The sequence below is a fragment of the Solimonas fluminis genome (assembly GCF_002930645.1).
GTDB lineage: Bacteria > Pseudomonadota > Gammaproteobacteria > Nevskiales > Nevskiaceae > Solimonas_A > Solimonas_A fluminis.
This window is the reverse complement of the sequence record NZ_PSNW01000004.1, coordinates 125592-143814: the sequence shown is the minus strand read 5'-3', so window position 1 is coordinate 143814 and position 18223 is coordinate 125592. Positions and strand designations below refer to the sequence as shown.

At 68.5% G+C, this 18223-nt stretch carries 14 protein-coding genes; 13 read left to right on the top strand and 1 reads right to left on the bottom strand.

Translation table 11 applies throughout. From position 1 onward, the window contains the following. Position 1: 1 nt before the first annotated feature. From murB to lpxC, 6 genes are all read left to right on the top strand, one after another. The gene (gene murB, locus C3942_RS09115) at positions 2-877 is read left to right on the top strand and encodes a UDP-N-acetylmuramate dehydrogenase (protein WP_104230072.1); all 876 of its coding nucleotides are present in this window, start codon (positions 2-4) and stop codon (positions 875-877) included. Then, complete coding sequence (locus C3942_RS09110) at positions 874-1812, top strand: D-alanine--D-alanine ligase (RefSeq protein WP_104230071.1); 939 nt, start codon at positions 874-876, stop codon at positions 1810-1812. Before murB ends, C3942_RS09110 begins: the two co-directional genes overlap by 4 nt. After that, positions 1809-2585, top strand: coding sequence for a cell division protein FtsQ/DivIB (locus C3942_RS09105; protein WP_104230070.1), 777 nt, complete (start codon positions 1809-1811; stop codon positions 2583-2585). The genes C3942_RS09110 and C3942_RS09105 overlap by 4 nt, the downstream gene beginning before the upstream one ends. After that, complete coding sequence (ftsA, locus tag C3942_RS09100) at positions 2578-3807, top strand: cell division protein FtsA (protein WP_104230069.1); 1230 nt, start codon at positions 2578-2580, stop codon at positions 3805-3807. The genes C3942_RS09105 and ftsA overlap by 8 nt, the downstream gene beginning before the upstream one ends. 213 nt (positions 3808-4020) lie before the next feature. Then, complete coding sequence (gene ftsZ / locus C3942_RS09095; protein WP_243393559.1) at positions 4021-5253, top strand: cell division protein FtsZ; 1233 nt, start codon at positions 4021-4023, stop codon at positions 5251-5253. 237 nt (positions 5254-5490) lie between these two features. Further along, on the top strand, positions 5491-6414 hold the full coding sequence (lpxC, locus tag C3942_RS09090) for a UDP-3-O-acyl-N-acetylglucosamine deacetylase (RefSeq protein ID WP_104230068.1): 924 nt from the start codon (positions 5491-5493) through the stop codon (positions 6412-6414). 180 nt (positions 6415-6594) lie between these two features. Here lpxC and C3942_RS09085 read toward each other — a convergent pair whose 3' ends face one another. Next, positions 6595-6915: a DciA family protein gene (locus C3942_RS09085; RefSeq protein WP_104230067.1), complete on the bottom strand. Its 321-nt coding sequence runs from the start codon at positions 6913-6915 to the stop codon at positions 6595-6597. Between the two features lie 8 nt (positions 6916-6923). Here C3942_RS09085 and C3942_RS09080 point away from each other — a divergent pair, with 8 nt between their 5' ends. The 7 genes from C3942_RS09080 (at position 6924) to C3942_RS09050 (ending at position 18204) form a co-directional block, all read left to right on the top strand. Beyond that, the gene (locus tag C3942_RS09080) at positions 6924-7844 is read left to right on the top strand and encodes a M23 family metallopeptidase (RefSeq protein WP_104230066.1); all 921 of its coding nucleotides are present in this window, start codon (positions 6924-6926) and stop codon (positions 7842-7844) included. A 194-nt stretch (positions 7845-8038) separates the two neighbouring features. Beyond that, positions 8039-10813: a preprotein translocase subunit SecA gene (secA, locus tag C3942_RS09075; protein WP_104230065.1), complete on the top strand. Its 2775-nt coding sequence runs from the start codon at positions 8039-8041 to the stop codon at positions 10811-10813. A gap of 176 nt (positions 10814-10989) precedes the next feature. Further along, entirely contained in the window at positions 10990-13638 is a 2649-nt protein-coding gene (locus C3942_RS09070) for an efflux RND transporter permease subunit (protein WP_104230064.1), read from the top strand. Positions 13639-13777: 139 nt separating this feature from the next. Beyond that, on the top strand, positions 13778-14968 hold the full coding sequence (locus C3942_RS09065) for an acyl-CoA dehydrogenase family protein (RefSeq protein WP_104230063.1): 1191 nt from the start codon (positions 13778-13780) through the stop codon (positions 14966-14968). A 3-nt stretch (positions 14969-14971) separates the two neighbouring features. After that, positions 14972-16699 (top strand): FAD-dependent oxidoreductase, encoded by a 1728-nt coding sequence (locus C3942_RS09060; protein ID WP_104230062.1) that lies wholly within the window; start codon positions 14972-14974, stop codon positions 16697-16699. Between the two features lie 120 nt (positions 16700-16819). Beyond that, positions 16820-17152, top strand: coding sequence for a hypothetical protein (locus C3942_RS09055; protein ID WP_104230061.1), 333 nt, complete (start codon positions 16820-16822; stop codon positions 17150-17152). Positions 17153-17262: 110 nt separating this feature from the next. After that, a complete protein-coding gene (locus C3942_RS09050) occupies positions 17263-18204 on the top strand; it encodes an enoyl-CoA hydratase/isomerase family protein (protein ID WP_104230060.1) in 942 nt (313 codons plus the stop codon). The last annotated feature ends 19 nt before the right edge of the window (positions 18205-18223 follow it).

Here is an 18223-nt window from a genome sequence, read left to right as displayed (position 1 = left end):
CATGGGCGGACAACTGCTGCTCAACGAACCGCTGTCGCGCCATACCTCCTGGCGCGTGGGCGGCCCGGCGGACCGCTACTACGAGCCGGCGGGTCGCGACGACCTGGTCGAGTTCGTGCGCGGCCTGCCGGCCAGCGAGCCGATCCTGTGGATCGGCCTGGGCAGCAACCTGCTGGTGCGCGACGGCGGCGTGCGCGGCACCGTCATCGCCCTGCACGGCGCGCTGGAAACCCTGGAACGCCATGGCGACGCGGGCATCCACGCCGAGGCCGGCGTGCACTGCGCGCGCATGGCCAAGTACGCCACCGGCGAGGGCCTGGCCGGTGCCGGCTTCTTCGCCGGCATCCCCGGGACGGTGGGCGGCGCCCTGGCGATGAACGCGGGCGCGCACGGCGGCGAGACCTGGAACCACGTGAGCGAGGTCGAGGTCCTATTCCGCGACGGCCGCAGCGCCTGGCTGCCGCGCAGCGAGTTCCGCTACGGCTACCGCCACGTCGAGTGGCCGCAGGGCATGGTGGGCTTCCTGGCCGCGCGCTTCGGTTTCGCGCCGGACAGCACCGGTACGGCAGCCCAGGACATGAAGCAGTGGCTGGCCCGGCGCAAGGCGACGCAGCCGGTCGGCAAGCCCAGCGCCGGCAGCACCTTCCGCAATCCGCCGGGAGACCATGCGGCGCGGCTGATCGAGAGCTGCGGCCTCAAGGGACACCGCATCGGCGGCGCGCAGGTCTCGGAGCTGCACGCCAACTTCATCATCACCGACGAGGGTGCCCGCGCGGCCGACGTCGAGGCGCTGATCGCGCAGGTGCGCGGCATCGTTCAAGAGAAAACCGGGGTCGAGCTGATTCCGGAAGTGAAAGTCGTTGGAGAAGTGGCATGACCCGCGTTACCGATCCCAAGGCCTTCGGCCGCGTTGCCGTCCTCCTCGGCGGCTGGTCCGCCGAGCGCGAGGTCTCGCTGTGGAGCGGCAAGAACGTGGTCGAGGCGATGCAGCGCCGCGGCATCGACGTGACCGGCGTGGACGTGACCGACCGCAGCATCCTTCTGGGCCTGGGCGACAAGGGCTACGACCGCGTGTTCAACATCATGCACGGCACCGGCGGCGAGGACGGCACGGTGCAGGCGGTACTGGACCTGCTGGAGATTCCCTATCCGGGCAGTGGCGTGCTGGCTTCCGCCCTGGCCATGGACAAGCTGCGCACCAAGCGCATCTGGAAGGCGGAGGGGCTGCCGACCCCGGACTTCGCCGTGCTGCAGACCGTGGGCGACGCGCGCTTCGCCGCCGAGCGCTTCGGCTACCCGCTGATCATCAAGCCGGCGGCGGACGGTTCCAGCGTCGGCGTCAGCAAGGTCAAGTCGGCCGACCAGGTCGAGAAGGCCTTCAACGAGGCACTCGGTCCGGGCCGCGTGGTGATCGCCGAGCAGTTCATCGACGGCGGCGAATACACCTGCGCGATGCTGGCAGGCGAGGCGCTGCCGGTGATCCGCATCGAGCCGGACGGCGAGTTCTACGACTACCACGCCAAATACATCTCGGACAACACCAAGTACCACTGCCCGGCGGGGCTGGCTCCCGAGCACGAGAAGCGCTGCCAGGACATCTGCCGGCGAGCCTTCGAGCTGGTCGGCGGCCGTGACTGGGGCCGCGTGGATTTCATGATGGATGAGCAGGGCAATCCCTGGCTGCTGGAGATCAACATGCTGCCGGGCATGACCTCCCACAGCCTGGTGCCGATGGCGGCGCGGGCCCGGGGCATCGAGTTCGACGAACTCTGCTGGCGCCTGCTCGAGTCCACCCTGGGGCGCAGGCCATGACGGTCATGACCATGGGCGACCTGCGCCTCCCCGAGATCAGCCTCAGGAACTTCAGGCCCTTGCTGCTGGGCCTGCTGGGCCTGCTCGCGGTGGGCGTCTGCGGCTGGATGATGCTGCGCGCCACCAGCAGCCCGCAGGTGGCGGAGCTGCAGATCGAGGGGCCGTTCGAGCGGGTGGCGGCGGCGGATGTCGAGGCGGTGCTGCGGCCGGAGCTCGACCAGGGCTTCCTGGCGCTGCCGCTGGCCGGCGCCCGCGACCGTCTCGCGGCGATGCCGTGGGTGGCGCGCTCGCGGGTGGAACGCATCTGGCCCGGCACGCTGCGCGTGCGCGTCTGGGAGCGAGAGCCCTTCGCCCGCTGGAACGACGGCCAGCTGCTCGACACCGAGTCGCAGGTCTTCGCCCCCAAGGCCGAGGAGATCCCGCCGAAGCTGCCGCAGCTGGGCGGCATCGAGGGGCACGAGCGCGAGGTCATGGAAACCTACCAGCGGCTGGCGGAGCGGCTGCGCAGCAGTCCCTTCGTGCTGGCGGCGCTGACCCAGGATGCGCGCGGCGAGTGGACCGCGCGCACCCGTGACGGCATCGAGCTGCGCCTGGGCCGCGGCACGCCGGACGAGAAGCTCGACATGCTGCTGGGTGCGGTACTGCACAAGCTGGCGGACGAATTGCCGCAGGTCGACCACATCGACCTGCGCTACACCAACGGGTTTGCGGTGGGCTGGCGGTCGCAGCCCCAGCCGCAGCCCGCCACGGGCGGGAGCGAAAAGAATGGCTAAGCGCGAAGTGCGCAATCTGCTGGTCGGCCTGGACATCGGAACGACCAAGTGCGTCGCCGTCATCGGGCAGGTGATGCCCGAGGGCGGTGTCGATATCGTCGGCCACGGCGAGCATGCCTCGCGCGGCCTCAACCGCGGCGAGGTCGTGAACATCGACGCCACCGTGCAGGCGATCCGCCGCGCCGTGGAGAATGCCGAGCACATGGCCAACTGCCGCGCGCAGTCGGTCTACGTCGGCCTGTCGGGCCAGCACATCCAGTCCGGCAACTCGCTGGGCCTGGCGGCGATCCGCCAGCGCGAGGTCACCGACCGCGACGTCGATGCCGCGATCGAGACCGCCAAGGCGATCCCGATGCCCGCCGATCGCCGCATCCTGCACGTCATTCCCCAGGAATTCGTGATCGACGGCCAGCGCGGCATCCAGGACCCGGTGGGCCAGTACGGCGTCCGTCTGGAAGCCAACGTGCACGTGATCCACGGCAGCTCCAGCTCGATCCAGAACCTGTCCAAGTGCGTCGAGGCCTGCGGCCTGCGCGTGGACCGCCTGATCCTGCAGCACCTGGCGGCTGCCGAGGCTGTGCTGCTGCCCGACGAGCGCGAAGCCGGCGTGGTGTCGCTCGACATCGGCGGCGGCACCAGCGACATCGCGGTGTTCAAGGGCGGCGCGATCCGCCATACGGCGGTGCTGCCGGTGGCCGGCAACCATGTCACCAACGACGTCGCCATGGCCTTCCGCATCCCGGCGCAGCAGGCCGAGGAGATCAAGATCCAGTTCGGCTGCGCTCTGCCGCAACTGGCGGCGGCGCACGAGGAGATCGAGATCCGCGGCGTTGGCGAGGGCTCGCGCCGCCTGTCGCGCCTGACCCTGGCCGAGGTGGTGCGCCCCCGCTATGAGGAGCTGTTCCGCTTCGTGCGCAAGGAGCTCCAGCGCAGCGGCTGGTACGAGGCGATCCCGGCCGGCGTGGTGCTGAGCGGCGCGGCGGTGCAGATGCCCGGCGTGGCGGACCTGGCCGAGGAGGTGTTCGAGCTGCCGGTGCGCATCGGCGTGCCGCAGCAGGTCACCGGTATCGACGAAGTGGTGGGCAGCCCGGCCTATGCGACGGCGGCCGGACTGCTGCTGTACGGACGCCATGCGCAGCCCCGCAACGACGCGGCCCGCAACAGCGGCGGCGCGGGCTTTGCGCTGCAGCGCATCGGCGAGTGGCTCAAGGGCAACTTCTAGAGCGGAAGGCAGTGAAGCCGGTCACGGGCCGGCAGTGATTTTGATGAGGATCGCGCAAGATTGTTGTTGACATTGGCACTGTGTTGAATTATTTTCATTTTTAGTAAAAAGAACAAATTCAACACAGTCCTTGCGGTGTCGGCAGCCATGATCGGCGCGGCGTTTTTCGGATAGGGCAACGGTCAGCAGCGTCGCAAGACGCAGGAGCACGATATGGGCGCACAGACGCGGGAAATTTTTGAACTGATGGATGGCCAGAAGAAGCGTGCGGTCATCCGCGTGGTGGGCGTCGGCGGCGGCGGCTGCAACACCGTCAACCAGATGGCCCAGGGCGGCATCGACGGCGTCGAGTTCATCGTCGCCAACACCGACCGCGACCACCTCGAGCGCTGCGTGCCCACCAGCCAGCTGCAGCTGGGCGCGGGCATCACCCGCGGCCTCGGCGCCGGCTCCGATCCCCAGGTGGGCCGCCAGGCCGCCGAGGAAGACCGCGACCGCATCAAGGACCTGATCGAAGGCACGGACCTGCTGTTCATCACCGCCGGCATGGGCGGCGGCACCGGCACCGGCGCCGCGCCGGTGATCGCCCAGGTGGCCAAGGAACTCGGCATCCTGACCGTTGCCGTGGTGACCAAGCCGTTCGTCCATGAGGGCAAGAAGCGCATGGCCACGGCGATCAAGGGCATCGACGAGCTGCGCCAGTTCACCGACTCGCTGATCCTGATCCCCAACGAGAAGCTCGGCCTGGTGCTCGGCACCAAGATCACCGTGCTGAACTGCTTCAAGTCGGCCAACGACGTGCTGCAGAACGCCGTGCAGGGCATCTCCGAACTGATCACCCGCCCGGGCCACATGAACGTCGACTTCGCCGACGTCAAGACCGTCATGTCCAACCGCGGCATGTCGATGATGGGCATCGGCTATGCCTCCGGCGAGGGTCGCGCCCAGAAGGCCGTCGAGATGGCCCTGTCCAGCCCGCTGCTGGACGACATCGAGCTGCATGGCGCCCGCGGCCTGCTGGTCAACGTCACCTGCGACGAGAGCCTGACGATGGAGGAGTGGGAGTACGTCAATTCCCGCGTCTACGAGATCGCCTCGGACGAGGCCGACGCCAAGTGCGGCATGTCGGTCAACCCGAACCTCAACGGCGAGCTGCGCGTGACCGTGGTTGCCACCGGCCTGGCCGGCGGCAAGGCGGTATCGATGGCGGCGCCGGCGCAGCAGCAGCCGATGCCGGTGCTGAACCCCAAGGTGGCGCAGTTCATCAAGCCGGTGGAGCAGCCGGTGCAGCCGCAGATGCCGCAAGTGCCGCAGGGCCGCATGCAGCCCGAGCTGGGCTATCCGCGCCAGCAGCAGAAGGTGGCGGTGGGCGGCGGTTCGTCCTTCCCTCTGCTGGACGACGACATCCTCAGCATCCCCGCCTTCCTGCGCAACCAGGCCGACTGAGGCCGGCAGGCGCAGCCGGCGGCGAGAGCCATGGCGGTGCAAGACAAGGGCGGCCCCAAGGGGCCGCCCTTTTGCTTGCGTGCCGTGCCGGTGCACCCTGCCGCCGATCGCTCCCGGCCGCGGCCGGCAGGGCCCCGGTTTTTATCTACCCCTGGTTCAGGAAGCGGACAGAACCCCATGGTAGACTGGCCGGTCAATAAGCCCCCAAAAGGCTAAGAGACGGGATTCCAGCCGCACATGGTTCGTCAACGCACACTCCGCCAGTCGGTCCGCGCCAGCGGCATCGGCCTGCATTCGGGCCGCAAGGTCTACATGTCCCTGCTGCCGGCCGGCCCGGACACCGGGATCGTGTTCCGCCGCACCGACCTGAATCCCGTGGTGGAAGTCCCCGCCCGCGCCGAGCTGCTGCGCGAGGCCGTCATGTGCAGCACGCTGGTCAACGATACCGGCGCGAAGATCATGACGATCGAGCACCTGATGTCGGCCCTGGCGGGCCTGGGCATCGACAACTGCATCGTCGAGCTGTCGTCGCCGGAAGTGCCCATCATGGATGGCAGCGCCGGTCCCTTCGTGTTCCTGATCCAGAGCGCCGGCATCCACGAGCAGGACAAGCCCAAGCGCTTCCTGCGCATCCGCCAGCCGGTACAGGTGCAGGAGGGCGACAAGTTCGCCCGCTTCGAGCCCTACGAGGGCTACCGCCTGAGCTTCGGCATCGAGTTCAAGCACCCGGTGTTCAAGACCAGCAGCCAGTCCTCGGTGATCGATTTCTCCACCGCGGCCTACATCAAGGAAGTCAGCCGGGCACGCACCTTCGGGTTCATGCGCGAGCTGGACCAGCTGCGCTCCAACAATCTGGGCCTGGGCGCCAGCCTGGACAATGTCGTGGCCCTGGACGAGTACCGCGTGGTGAACCACGACGGCCTGCGCTACGACGACGAGTTCGTGCGCCACAAGATCCTGGACGCGGTGGGCGATCTCTACCTGCTGGGCTACCCGGTACTGGGCGCCTACACCGCCTACAAGTCCGGCCACGCGCTCAACAACAAGCTCGTGCGTGCGGTGCTGGATGACCAGGCGGCCTGGGACATCGTCACCTACGACAACGAGCAGACCCCGCCGCCCATCGCCTTTGCCCGCGGCAGCCTGGCGCCGGCGGCCTGAGGGCGTGACATTTTATCGATAAATATCGCCGATATTTATCTAAATAAACATAAAATAGGGGCCGGAAACGGCCAAGCCTAGTAATTCTGCCTCATTCCCCACGCTATTCCCCCGGGGAACTACCATATGTCGGCCCGCAGACTTGCGGCTTCCGTCACACGGCACGTACACTCGGTCACATCAACGTGCGGGTTCAGGCTTAACTTTTGCTTCTGTTTTCGTGCATCCGAGACAGAATCGCTGGTTCAGCCACGCCAGCAGCGCGGTGCTGCGGTAACGCAGCGGCACCAGCGCCGCGGCGGTTCGCGCATGGATGACCAGCGTCTCGCCGCGGACATTGGCGACCCGGATCAGGGCCACCCAGGGTTCCGCGGACCAGGAAGGGAGAGCGCGGTTGATATCGGCAAGCAGGCGCGCGCGGTCGAGCAGGCCGCGCAGCTCGGAAGGTTGTTGCCGCAGCCAGTCGCCGATGGGTTTGCCGTCGAATTTTTGGGGGTTCATACGGATTCATGGACATTATAGTCGTCAACCGCGGGCGCACGACGCGCCTGAAGCTCGACCGTCGCAATGTCTTGCTCTGGATTCCGGTGGCCCTGGTGGTCGGCCTGTTCTCCACGGCGGTGTTCTTTGCCGGCTATGCCAGCCGCGGCCAGGGCGGGGTATTGCCCGAGCGCCTGGTGGCCGACTGGGCCAATGAGGTGCAGGCCCAGCGCGCCGAACTCAAGCAGGCCCGCGCCGCCGCCGAGGAAGACGCCAACGCCCTGGCGCGCCGCATCGCGCTGCTGCAGGCCCATGTGCTGCGCCTGGATGCCGCCGGCCAGCGCCTGACCGAGGTTGCGGGCCTGGAGCAGGGCGAGTTCGATTTCTCCCAGCCGCCGCCCATCGGCGGTCCCGAGGAGTCCGAGATCGAGGGTAGCGGCCTGTCGAGCGTGCTGGTGTCCCTGGACGACTTCGAGCAGCAGCTGACCGACCGCGAGCGCCAGCTGCGCGTGCTGGAGGACCTGCTGCTGGCCAGCCGCCTGCAGAAGCAGACCCGTCCCTCCGGCTGGCCGGTGGAGAACGGCTGGATTTCCTCGCTGTTCGGCTGGCGTTCCGACCCGTTCACCGGCCGCACCACGATGCATTCGGGCATCGACTTCGCCGCGCGTGCCGGTGCCGACGTCATGTCCGCCGCCGCGGGTATCGTCAGCCAGGCCGGCGCGCATGCCGGCTACGGCAACCTGGTGGAGATCAACCACGGCAACGGCTACGTGACCCGCTACGGCCACAACAGCCGCATCCTGGTCAATGTCGGCGACCGCGTCCTCAAGGGCCAGCGCATCGCCCTGGTCGGCTCCACCGGCCGCTCGACCGCGCCGCACGTCCACTTCGAGGTGCTGTTCAACGGCGCCGTGGTGAACCCCCAGGAGTACATCCAGGCTGCGCGCTGAGCGCCCGGCGCGTAGTACCCGTACACAGGCGCAGACCCCCGGGTCTGCGCCTTTTTTTTAGCCCGGACGGGACCGGGCGGGGGCTTGAAAAGGCCTCCCCCGGCCCCAGTCAGGCATAATAAACGTCCGTTTCCCGAATCCCGCCCGACCCCGCCGCAGCGCCTCGCGACTCCGGCTTTTCCTCAAGAAAACATATGGCTGCTAACAACCTGCTGGCTCGCATCTTCGGGAGCCAGAACCAGCGCATCCTGAAAAAGCTCGATACCCTGGTCCGCCAGGTCGGCGCGCTGGAATCCAAGTTCGCCGCCATGAGCGACGCCGAGCTGGCGGCCCAGACCCAGGTCTTCCGCGAGCGTCTGGCCAAGGGCGAGAAGCTGGCCTCGGTGCAGCCGGAGGCCTTCGCGGTGGTGCGCGAGGCCGGCAAGCGCGTCATGGGCATGCGCCACTTCGACGTGCAGCTGATCGGCGGCGCGGTGCTCAACGACGGCAAGATCGCCGAAATGCGCACCGGCGAAGGCAAGACCCTGGTCGCCACGCTGGCGGCCTACCTCAACGCGCTGCCCGGCAAGGGCGTGCACGTGGTGACCGTCAACGACTACCTGGCGCGCCGCGACTCCGAGTGGATGGGCCGCATCTACCGCTTCCTGGGCTTGACGGTGGGCGTGATCACCTCCGGCCAGAGCACGCAGGAGAAGCGCGAGGCCTATGCCTGCGACATCACCTACGCCACCAACAACGAGCTGGGCTTCGACTACCTGCGCGACAACATGGCCTTCTCGCTGGGCGACAAGGTGCAGCGCGGCCAGAACTTCGCCATCGTCGACGAGGTGGACTCGATCCTGATCGACGAGGCCCGCACGCCGCTGATCATCTCCGGTCCCACCGACGACGATCCGGAGCTGTACCGCAAGATCAACGCCATCGTCCCGCGCCTGGTGCGCGGCGAGAAGAACTCCGACGAGGACGAGGCCACCGGCGACTTCGTGCTGGACGAGAAGGCCAAGCAGGTGCACCTGAGCGAGGCCGGCCACGAGAAGGTCGAGGACCTGCTGCGTGCGGCCAAGCTGCTGGGCGAGGAAGACAGCCTCTACGATGCCGCCAACATCGTGCTGATGCATCACCTCAACGCGCTGCTGCGCGCGCATCACCTGTACAAGCGCGACGTCGAGTACATCGTCGAGCGCGGCCAGATCGTCATCATCGACGAGTTCACCGGCCGCAAGATGGCGGGCCGCCGCTGGAGCGACGGCCTGCACCAGGCCATCGAGGCCAAGGAAGGGGTGAAGATCCAGCAGGAAAACCAGACGCTGGCGTCCATCACCTTCCAGAACTACTTCCGCCTGTACAACAAGCTGTCCGGCATGACCGGCACGGCCGATACCGAGGCCTTCGAGTTCCAGAGCATCTACAACCTCGAGGTCGTGGTGATCCCGACCAACCGGCCGATGCTGCGCAAGGACCACGGCGACCTGGTGTTCATGAACGCCAAGGACAAGTTCGCCGCCGTGATCGCCGAGATCAAGGAGGCGCACCAGCGCCAGCAGCCGGTGCTGGTGGGCACTGCGAGCATCGAGACCTCCGAGCTGCTGTCGGCGCTGCTGAAGAAGGAAGCCATCGCCCACGAGGTGCTCAACGCCAAGCAGCACGAGCGCGAGGCCGACATCGTCGCCCAGGCCGGCCGTCCGGGCGCGGTCACCATCGCCACCAACATGGCCGGCCGCGGTACCGACATCGTGCTCGGCGGCAACCTGGAGTCCGAGCTGGCGAAGCTGCCGGAAGAGGACGCGGCCGCCCGCGATGCGGCACGCGCCGCGTGGAAGCTGCGCCATGAGCAGGTGCTGCAGGCCGGCGGCCTCTGCGTGCTCGGTTCGGAGCGCCACGAATCCCGCCGCATCGACAACCAGCTGCGCGGGCGTTCCGGCCGCCAGGGCGACCCGGGTGCCTCGCGCTTCTACCTGTCGCTGGACGACACGCTGATGCGCATCTTCACGCCGCCGCGCATGCGCGCCATGCTGCAGGGCCTGGGCATGCAGGAGGGCGAGGCGATCGAGCACCGCTGGGTGTCGCGCGCCATCGAGACCGCGCAGCGCAAGGTCGAGGCGCACAACTTCGACATCCGCAAGCACCTGCTGGAATACGACAACGTCGCCAACGACCAGCGCAAGGCCGTCTACGAGCTGCGCGACGAGCTGATGGGCGCCGAGCGCGTCACCGCCATGGTCGACGAGATCCGCCCGGACGTGGTCGCCGCCGTGATCGACGCCTACATCCCGCCGCAGACCATCGAGGACCAGTGGAACATCGATGGACTGCAGGATGCCTTCCGCCGCGACTTCCACCTGGACCTGCCGATCCGCGCGTGGCTGGACGACGAGCAGGACCTCAACGAGAAGAAGCTGCGCGAGCGCCTGCTCGACAAGGTGCGCGAGGCCTACGCCGCCAAGAAGGACCAGATCGGCGTCGCCGTGCTGGAGCACTTCGAGAAGGCCATCATGCTGCAGGTGCTGGACAACCTCTGGCGCGAGCACCTGGCCGCGGTGGACTACCTGCGCCAGGGCATCAACCTGCGCTCCTACGCCCAGAAGGATCCCAAGCAGGAGTACAAGCGCGAGGCCTTCGGCATGTTCAACGACATGCTGGCGCGCTTCAAGCATGACGTGATCTCCATGCTGGCGCGTGTCCGTATCCAGTCGGAGGAGGAAGTGCGGGCCATCGAGGAGCAGCGCCGCCAGCAGGCCGAGCGCGAGCTGCAGTTCCAGCACGCCGCCGCGCCGGACGTGGCCGGCTCCGCGGACGAGCAGCCGGCCGCCGCCGCGCCGCAGGGCGCCGCCCCGCGCCGGCTGGAGGCCGCCGAGCCCGTGCAGCGCCAGGCCCCGGTGGTGCGCGACATGCCCAAGGTCGGCCGCAACGATCCCTGCCCCTGCGGCAGCGGCAAGAAGTACAAGCAGTGCCACGGCGCGCTGGTCTGAACTGATGCAAGACGCCTCGGCCGTTCGCCCTGAGCCCGTCGACGGGTGAACGGTGGAGCGCGCGGGCAGTTCCCTAAGGGCGGCGCAAGCCGCCCTTCTTGCTTTTGATACTGCAAACGAACGGGGCGGGGCTCCGGCCCGATGGTTAGCGTAGGGAAAACCAGGGAAACCCCGCCATGGCCTTGACCGCGCAGTCCATCGTCCGCTTCGTCGAACCGGCGCTCTACGCGCCGCGCGGCCGCCGCTTCAGCGTGGCCCTGCTCGTGCTGATGACCCTGGCCATGCTGTGGCAGGCCCTGCAGCTCAAGCCGGACGCCAGCTTCGACAAGACCGTGCCGCTGGAGCACCCCTACATGCAGGTGCTGCAGCGCTACCAGGAAGACCTGGGCGGCGGCGCCAACGCGGTGCTGGTGGCGCTGGTGCAGAAGGACGGCGACATCTACAACCCGGAGTTCATGGCCAGCCTCAAGGCCGCGACCGAGGAAGTGGAATTCATTCCCGGCATCGACCGCGCGCGACTGTCGTCGATCTTCACGCGCAACGTGCGCTACCTGGAGGTGGTGGACGGCGGCTTCCGCGCCGAGGACGTGATCCCGGCCAACTACACGCCGACCCCGGAGATGCTGGCCGGCATCCGCGTGGCGGTGGGCAAGGCCGGCGTGATCGGGCGCCTGGTCAGCCAGGACCAGCGCGGCGCGATGGTCTACGCCGAGGTACTGGAGCGCAATCCCAGCACCAATGCCCGCACCGACTACCAGCGCGTGGCCCATGGCCTGGAAAGCGATGTCCGCGGCCGCTTCACCAGCACGGACAAGTACCTGCTCAGGCTCAAGACCGACTATGGCGCCTTCAAGGCCGGGCAGGTGGTGGCGGAGCGCTTCGCCGATCCTGGCTGGCAGCTGCGGTTCCGCGCCATCGACACGGCCGGGCAGGACGAGAACGGCCAGCCGGTGGTCGTGCAGGTCCCCGGCCGCCTGCTGCAGGCCGAGCGCGTCGCCAACCCGCAGTACAACCCGCGCCTCTCGGTGCACATCGTCGGCTTCGCCAAGGTCATCGGCGACGTCACCGACGCCACCCGCAGCGTGGTGTTCTTCTTCGCCCTGACCGTGCTCGGCACTTTCCTGGCGCTGCTGCTGTACCTGCGCGACCTGCGCCTGGCCTGGCTGCCGCTGGCCTGCTCGGTGGTGGCGGTGATCTGGGAGATGGGCCTGCTGCACAGCTTCGGCTACGGCCTGGACCCCTTCGCGATCATGGTGCCCTTCCTGGTGCTGGCGATCTCCACCAGCCACGGCGTGCAGTACGTCAACACCTGGGCCGACCAGGTAGTGCAGGGCGAGGCGCCCTTCGAGGCCTCGCGCTCCACCTTCCGGCGCCTGTTCATCCCGGGCAGCATCGCGCTGATCACCAACGTCGCCGGCTTCCTGACCATCGCCCTGGTGCCGATCGGCGTGATCCGCGAGATGGCGGCCAATGCCTGCCTGGGCATGTTCGCGGTGATCGTCACCAACAAGGTCATGATGCCGATCTGGCTGTCGCGCCTGAGGGTGAAGGACCTGGAAGCCTTCCGCGCGCGCCGCGCGCAGCTGGCGCGCAGCGGCGAGGCGCTGTGGCAGCGCATGGCGGCGGTCACCACCGCCCCGGTGGCGGCGGGGCTGCTGCTGCTGGCGGCCGTGGTGCTGGGCGTGAGCGGGTACCTGCAGGGCCAGCGCATCATCGGCGACGCCCAGGCCGGCGTGCCGGAGCTGCGGCCGGATTCGGCCTACAACCGCGACTCGCGGATCATCGCCGAGAATTTCAGCATCGCCACCGACATCCTCACCGTGGTGGCGGAGGCGGATTCCTGGGACTGCATCGAGCACGATCCCCTGGAGCAGGTGGACCGCTTCGCCTGGCACCTGCGCAACGTCGAGGGCGTGGCCTCCACGCGCGCGCTGCCGGACATCGCCAGGGCGATCTACTCCGGCTTCTGGGAGGGCCACGTCAAGTTCCGCGTGCTGCCGCGCAACCACGATTCCCTGGTGCTTTCCACCAAGCCGGTGGAGACCTCCACCGGCCTGCTCAACGCGGACTGCAGCGCGATCCCGGTCTATGTCTTCACCTCGGACCACAAGGCCACCACCATCCACCGCATCACCGACGCCGTCGAGCGCTTCAACCGCGACAATGCGCGCGACTTCTTCGCCGACCATCCGCAGCTCGACCCGGCCGCCTGCGAGGCGGGCCGGCGCAGCCCCGAGGCCCGCGCGGAGCCCGGCCCCTCGCCCTGTCCGGTGCACTTCGCGCTGGCCTCGGGCAACGTCGGCGTGATGGCGGCCACCAACGAGGTGGTGGAGGCCAGCGAGCTCAAGACCGTGCTGTGGGTCTACGTGGTGATCGGGGCCCTGGTGCTGCTGTCCTACCGCTCCTTCACCGGCCTGCTGGTGATCGGCATACCGCTGTTCCTGGTATCGATCTTCGCCAACGCCCTGATGGCCGTGTTCGGCATCGGACTGAAGGTGGCCACCCTGCCGGTGATCACGCTGGCCGTGGGCATCGGCGTGGACTACGGCATCTACGTCTACGACCTGTTGCGGCACAAGGTGCTGGACGAGGGCCTGGACCTGCGCGAGGCCTATGTCGCCACGCTGCGCCAGACCGGCAAGGCGGTGCTGTTCACCGGCCTGTGCCTGGCCGGCGGCGTGGTTTCCTGGCTGTTCTCGGCACTGCAGTTCCAGCGCGACATGGGCCTGCTGCTGGCCTTCATGTTCACCGCCAACATGCTCGGCGCGGTGCTGCTGGGCCCGGCCCTGTGCCGCTTCCTGATGCCGGCGGCCGGTCGGCGCTAAGATCCTGTTTTTGCGGGGGCGGAGGGGCCTGTCCGAGCTCTAGTCATTTTGGACGATGCTCGGCTTGCGCCCCTGTGTGAGCCTTGGCGCCACTACGAAAAGGCCCCCGCCGGACGGGGCCCGTCAAGGAGATTCAACGATGCAATCCAAGCCCCAGACCGTCACCCCCGAGATCCTGGTCCAGCGCGCCCGCGACCTGGTGCCGGTGCTGGCGGAACGCGCCGCCAAGGCCGAGGCCGACCGCTGCGTGCCCAAGGAGACCGTGGCCGACATGCAGGCCGCCGGCCTGTTCGACGTGCTCAAGCCGAAGATGTACGGCGGCTACGAGATGGACCCGCAGGTGTTCTACGACGTCTGCACCACGCTGGCCGAGGGTTGCATGTCCACCGCCTGGATCTACGGCGTGATCGGCGTGCACAACTGGCAGATCGCGCTGTTCGACCCCCGCGCCGCGGCCGATGTCTGGGGCGGCGGCGATACTTCCGTGCTCATCGCCTCGACCTACATGCCCAAGGGCCAGGTCAAGCGCGTCGAGGGCGGCTTCCAGTTCAGCGGCCGCTGGGGCTTCTCCAGCGGCATCGACCACTGCCAGTGGGTGTTCCTCGGCGGCCTGATCTTCCCGGAAGACGGCAAGGGCGCTCCGGAGTACCGCACCTTCCTGGTGCCGCGCTCGGACTTCGAGGTCATCGACACCTGGCACACCATGGGCCTCAAGGGCACCGGTTCCAAGGACATCGTGGTCAAGGGCTGCTTCGTGCCGGAGTACCGCACGCACAAGGCCAGCGACGGCTTCATGGGCACCAACCCCGGCGGCGAGACCTTCACCTCGACGCTGTATGACCTGCCGTTCGGCCAGATCTTCGTGCGCGCGGTGTCCAGCGCCGCGATCGGCGGCCTGCAGGGCGCGGTCAACAGCTTCGTGGACTGGGGCAAGGCCTGGACCGGCAACATGGGTTCCAAGACCGCCGAACAGGGTCCGGCCCAGCTCGCCGTGGCCGACGCCATGCTGGCCGTGGACGAGATGAAGCTGATCCTGCGCCGCAACTTCGACACGCTGCTGGGCAAGATCCGCAGCGGCCAGCCGCTGGACCTCAACGAACGCCTGCACTACCGCTACCAGGCGGCCCAGGTGGTGGAGCGCAGCGCGCGTCACGCCTACCAGCTGTTCTCGGCCTGCGGCGGCCGCGGCATCTTCAGCGACTTCCCGCTGGTGCGCTTCTTCCTCGACATCCACGCGGCGCGCGCGCACTACGCCAACAACCCGGACATCTTCGGCCGCAACTACGGCGGCGTGCTGCTGGGCCGCGACAACACCGACTTCTTCCTGTAAGCCATGAGCAACTTCGACCAGCAGTTCGACGTCGTCGTCGTCGGCTCCGGCGGCGGCGGCATGACCGCCGCGCTGTGCGCCCAGTCGCTGGGCCTGTCGGCCGTGGTGATCGAGAAATCCGACAAGTACGGCGGCACCTCCGCGGTATCCGGCGGCGGCATCTGGATTCCCAACAATGACGACATCGCCCGCACCGGCGGCAGCGATTCCTACGAGGAAGGCCTGACCTACCTCAAGGAGATCGTCGGCAGCGAGGTTCCGCAGGAGCGCATCGAGGCCTACCTGAAGAACGCGCCGGAGATGGTGCGCTACATGGCCAAGACCTTCGGCGTGAAATACCGCAACGTGCCGAAGTACCCGGACTACTACTCCAACCGTCCGGGCGGCAAGGACGGCTGGCGTTCGATGGAGCCGGTGGACTTCGATGCTTCGCTGCTCGGTCCCGAGTTCGACCGCCAGCGCGAGTCCTTCAAGGGCACGCTGCTGATGGGCCGCATCGCCATGAGCCAGGTGGAGGCGCATACGCTGTTCTCGCGCGGCCCGGGCTGGATCTGGCTGACGCTGAAGATGCTGCTCAAGTACTGGCTCGACCTCGGCTGGCGCCGCCGCACGCACCGTGACCGCCGCCAGGTGCTGGGCCAGGGCATGGTGTCGGCCCTGCGCTACGCCATGCTGCAGAAGAACGTGCCGCTGGTGCTGGAATGCGGCATGGACTCGCTGATCGAGGAGAACGGCCGCGTCGTCGGCGTCAACGTCGTGCATCGCGGCCGCAAGCAGCGCTACGGCGCCCGCCGCGGCGTGATCCTGGCCTGCGGCGGCTTCGAGTCCAACCAGGCGATGCGCGAAAAGTATCTGGCGCAACCGACCAAGGTGGAATGGACCGCCGCTCCGCCGATCAACCAGGGCGACGGCATCCGCGCCGGCCAGGCGCTGGGTGCCGCGACCAAGCTGATGGACAAGGTCTGGGGCTCGCCCACCGTGCGCAAGCCCGGCGCCGACCAGCAGATCACGCTGTTCATCGAGCGAGGCATGCCGGGCTGCGTGGCCGTCAACGCCAAGGGCAAGCGCTTCGCCAACGAGGCGGCAGCGTATCCGGACTTCCGTGACGCGATGTACGCCGACCACGCCAAGGGCAACGGCTGCGTGCCGGCCTGGCTCGTGTTCGACGCCACGTTCCGCTACAAGTACCCGATGGGCATCTTCCTGCCGGGCCAGATCGAGCCGGATGCGCGGCTGCCGGCCGACTGGCTGGACAAGGTCTACTTCCGCGCCGACAGCATCGATGCGCTCGCCGGCAAGATCGGCGTGGACCGCAAGGGCCTGGCCGAGACCGTGGCGCGCATGAACGAGTACGCCAAGACCGGCGTCGACCCGGAGTTCGGCAAGGGCAGCATCCCGATCGACCGCTACTACAGCGATCCGAGCGTGAAACCCAATACCTGCCTCGGTCCCATCGTGAAGCCGCCGTTCTATGCCGTACCGATGTACCCCGGCGAGATCGGCACCAAGGGTGGCCTGGACGTGGATCCGAGGGCGCGCGTGCTGCGCGAGGATGGCAGCGTCATCGCCGGCCTCTATGCCATCGGCAACACCTCCGCGGCGGTGATGGGCAGCACCTACCCGGGCGCCGGCTCCACGCTGGGTCCGGCGATGACCTTCGGCTACATCGCCGCCCGCGACATCGCGGAGTCGGCCAAGGCCGAGCAACCCAGGATCGCGGCTGCGGCCTGAGGGCTTGCCTGAAAGGCCCGGCTTCCGCGAGGAGGCCGGGCTTTTTGCTGCCCGCTTCACTCGCCGCGGGCCCGGACTTAATCTTGCCCCGGTCTCCTTCCTCCGGAAAACGGACATCCCATGAAACTGGCCGGTCTTCCCTCCCTGCTGCTGCTGGTGGCGCTGTCGGCGCAGGCCGGCGCGACCTACACCCCGGAGCAGCTGCAGCTGATGATCCCGCTGGGCCGCTATCCGGCCGAGGGGCCGGTGAGCAAGAGGGAAGTCTTCAGCATGAGCTGGAGCGAGTGCCTGACGCGCTCCGACAATCTGGCCGCCTCCGCCAAGTCGCCGGCCCTGCGGCTGGTGGATGCCCCCGGGCTGCGCAGCACCAAGATCTGGGCCGGTGACGGCAGCCTGACGATCAGCTGCCGCATCCGGGAGGGCATGGAGCTGAGCCGCTCGCCGTACCGGTAGCGCGCCCGCGCCGCCCTGTTGCGGGACATCCCCGTCGCCCGGCAGGGGCGGATACTGCGCGCTGCCGCCCGGGGCTGCTAGGCTGTGGGCCTGCCCCAGGGGAGTGCGCCATGTCCGAGCAGATCCACGTCGAGCAGCGCGGCCGCGTGCTGCTGGCCCGGCTGGACCATCCGCCGCATGCCCTGATGGGCGCCGGCATGGTCGCGGAGCTGGACCAGCTCGTCGGCCGCGCGACCGATGACGACAGTGTCGGTGCCGTGGTGCTCACCGGCGCGCACCCCGAGCGCTTCATCGCCCACTACGACATCCGCGAGCTGCTGGCGCTGGCGCGCAGCGCGCCCTCGCTGCCGGAATCCCTGGCCAAGGCCAGCATCGGCGCCATCGGCGCGCTGGAGCGCATCCCGGGCAGCGGCGCGGTGCTGGAGCGCACGCCCGCGGCCGGCCTGTCGCAGCTGCGGGGTTTCCACGACACCATGACGAGCATCGGCCGCAGCGGCGCAGTGTTCATCGCGGCGATCAACGGCGTGGCCCTGGGAGGCGGTTGCGAGCTGTCGCTGGCCTGCGACCTGCGCCTGATCAGCGACGACGGCCTGATCGGCCAGCCGGAGATCCTGATCGGCATCACGCCGGGGGGCGGCGGTACGCAGCGCCTGGCACGCCTGATCGGGCGCGGCCGCGCCCTGGAGCTGGTGCTGGAGGGGCGGCCGGTGCCGGCCGGGGAAGCCGAGCGCATCGGGCTGGTCCACCGCGTACTGCCGCGGGCGACGCTGCTGGACGAGGCGCTGGCCACCGCCGAGCGCCTGGCGCGGCGCTCCAAGCCGGTGGTCGCGGCCTGCAAGCGCGCGGTGCTGGAAGGCGGCAACCTGCCGCTGGAGATGGGCCTGAAGATGGAACAGGCCGCCTTCGTGAGCTCGCTGGGGCACAAGTCCACGCAGCGTGCCATGGAGGCCTACATCGCCGAGATGAACGCCAGCGGCGACGTGGCCGCGGCCAATCCGGCGATGCGCGACCGGCTGGTGGACGGCACCTTCATCGATTTCAACGGCGAGTAGCCGCGGCGCGCGTTCCGTA

What these genes read in the sequence shown, in the direction of transcription:
- C3942_RS09065 (WP_104230063.1), top strand. Translation starts at nt 13,778, where the DNA reads ATGCAATCCAAGCCCCAGACCGTCACCCCCGAGATCCTGGTCCAGCGC.
- lpxC (WP_104230068.1), top strand. Translation starts at nt 5,491, where the DNA reads ATGGTTCGTCAACGCACACTCCGCCAGTCGGTCCGCGCCAGCGGCATC.
- C3942_RS09085 (WP_104230067.1), bottom strand. Translation starts at nt 6,915, where the DNA reads ATGAACCCCCAAAAATTCGACGGCAAACCCATCGGCGACTGGCTGCGG.
- C3942_RS09050 (WP_104230060.1), top strand. Translation starts at nt 17,263, where the DNA reads ATGTCCGAGCAGATCCACGTCGAGCAGCGCGGCCGCGTGCTGCTGGCC.
- C3942_RS09105 (WP_104230070.1), top strand. Translation starts at nt 1,809, where the DNA reads ATGACGGTCATGACCATGGGCGACCTGCGCCTCCCCGAGATCAGCCTC.
- C3942_RS09060 (WP_104230062.1), top strand. Translation starts at nt 14,972, where the DNA reads ATGAGCAACTTCGACCAGCAGTTCGACGTCGTCGTCGTCGGCTCCGGC.
- secA (WP_104230065.1), top strand. Translation starts at nt 8,039, where the DNA reads ATGGCTGCTAACAACCTGCTGGCTCGCATCTTCGGGAGCCAGAACCAG.
- C3942_RS09080 (WP_104230066.1), top strand. Translation starts at nt 6,924, where the DNA reads ATGGACATTATAGTCGTCAACCGCGGGCGCACGACGCGCCTGAAGCTC.
- C3942_RS09110 (WP_104230071.1), top strand. Translation starts at nt 874, where the DNA reads ATGACCCGCGTTACCGATCCCAAGGCCTTCGGCCGCGTTGCCGTCCTC.
- C3942_RS09055 (WP_104230061.1), top strand. Translation starts at nt 16,820, where the DNA reads ATGAAACTGGCCGGTCTTCCCTCCCTGCTGCTGCTGGTGGCGCTGTCG.
- murB (WP_104230072.1), top strand. Translation starts at nt 2, where the DNA reads ATGGGCGGACAACTGCTGCTCAACGAACCGCTGTCGCGCCATACCTCC.
- C3942_RS09070 (WP_104230064.1), top strand. Translation starts at nt 10,990, where the DNA reads ATGGCCTTGACCGCGCAGTCCATCGTCCGCTTCGTCGAACCGGCGCTC.
- ftsZ (WP_243393559.1), top strand. Translation starts at nt 4,021, where the DNA reads ATGGGCGCACAGACGCGGGAAATTTTTGAACTGATGGATGGCCAGAAG.
- ftsA (WP_104230069.1), top strand. Translation starts at nt 2,578, where the DNA reads ATGGCTAAGCGCGAAGTGCGCAATCTGCTGGTCGGCCTGGACATCGGA.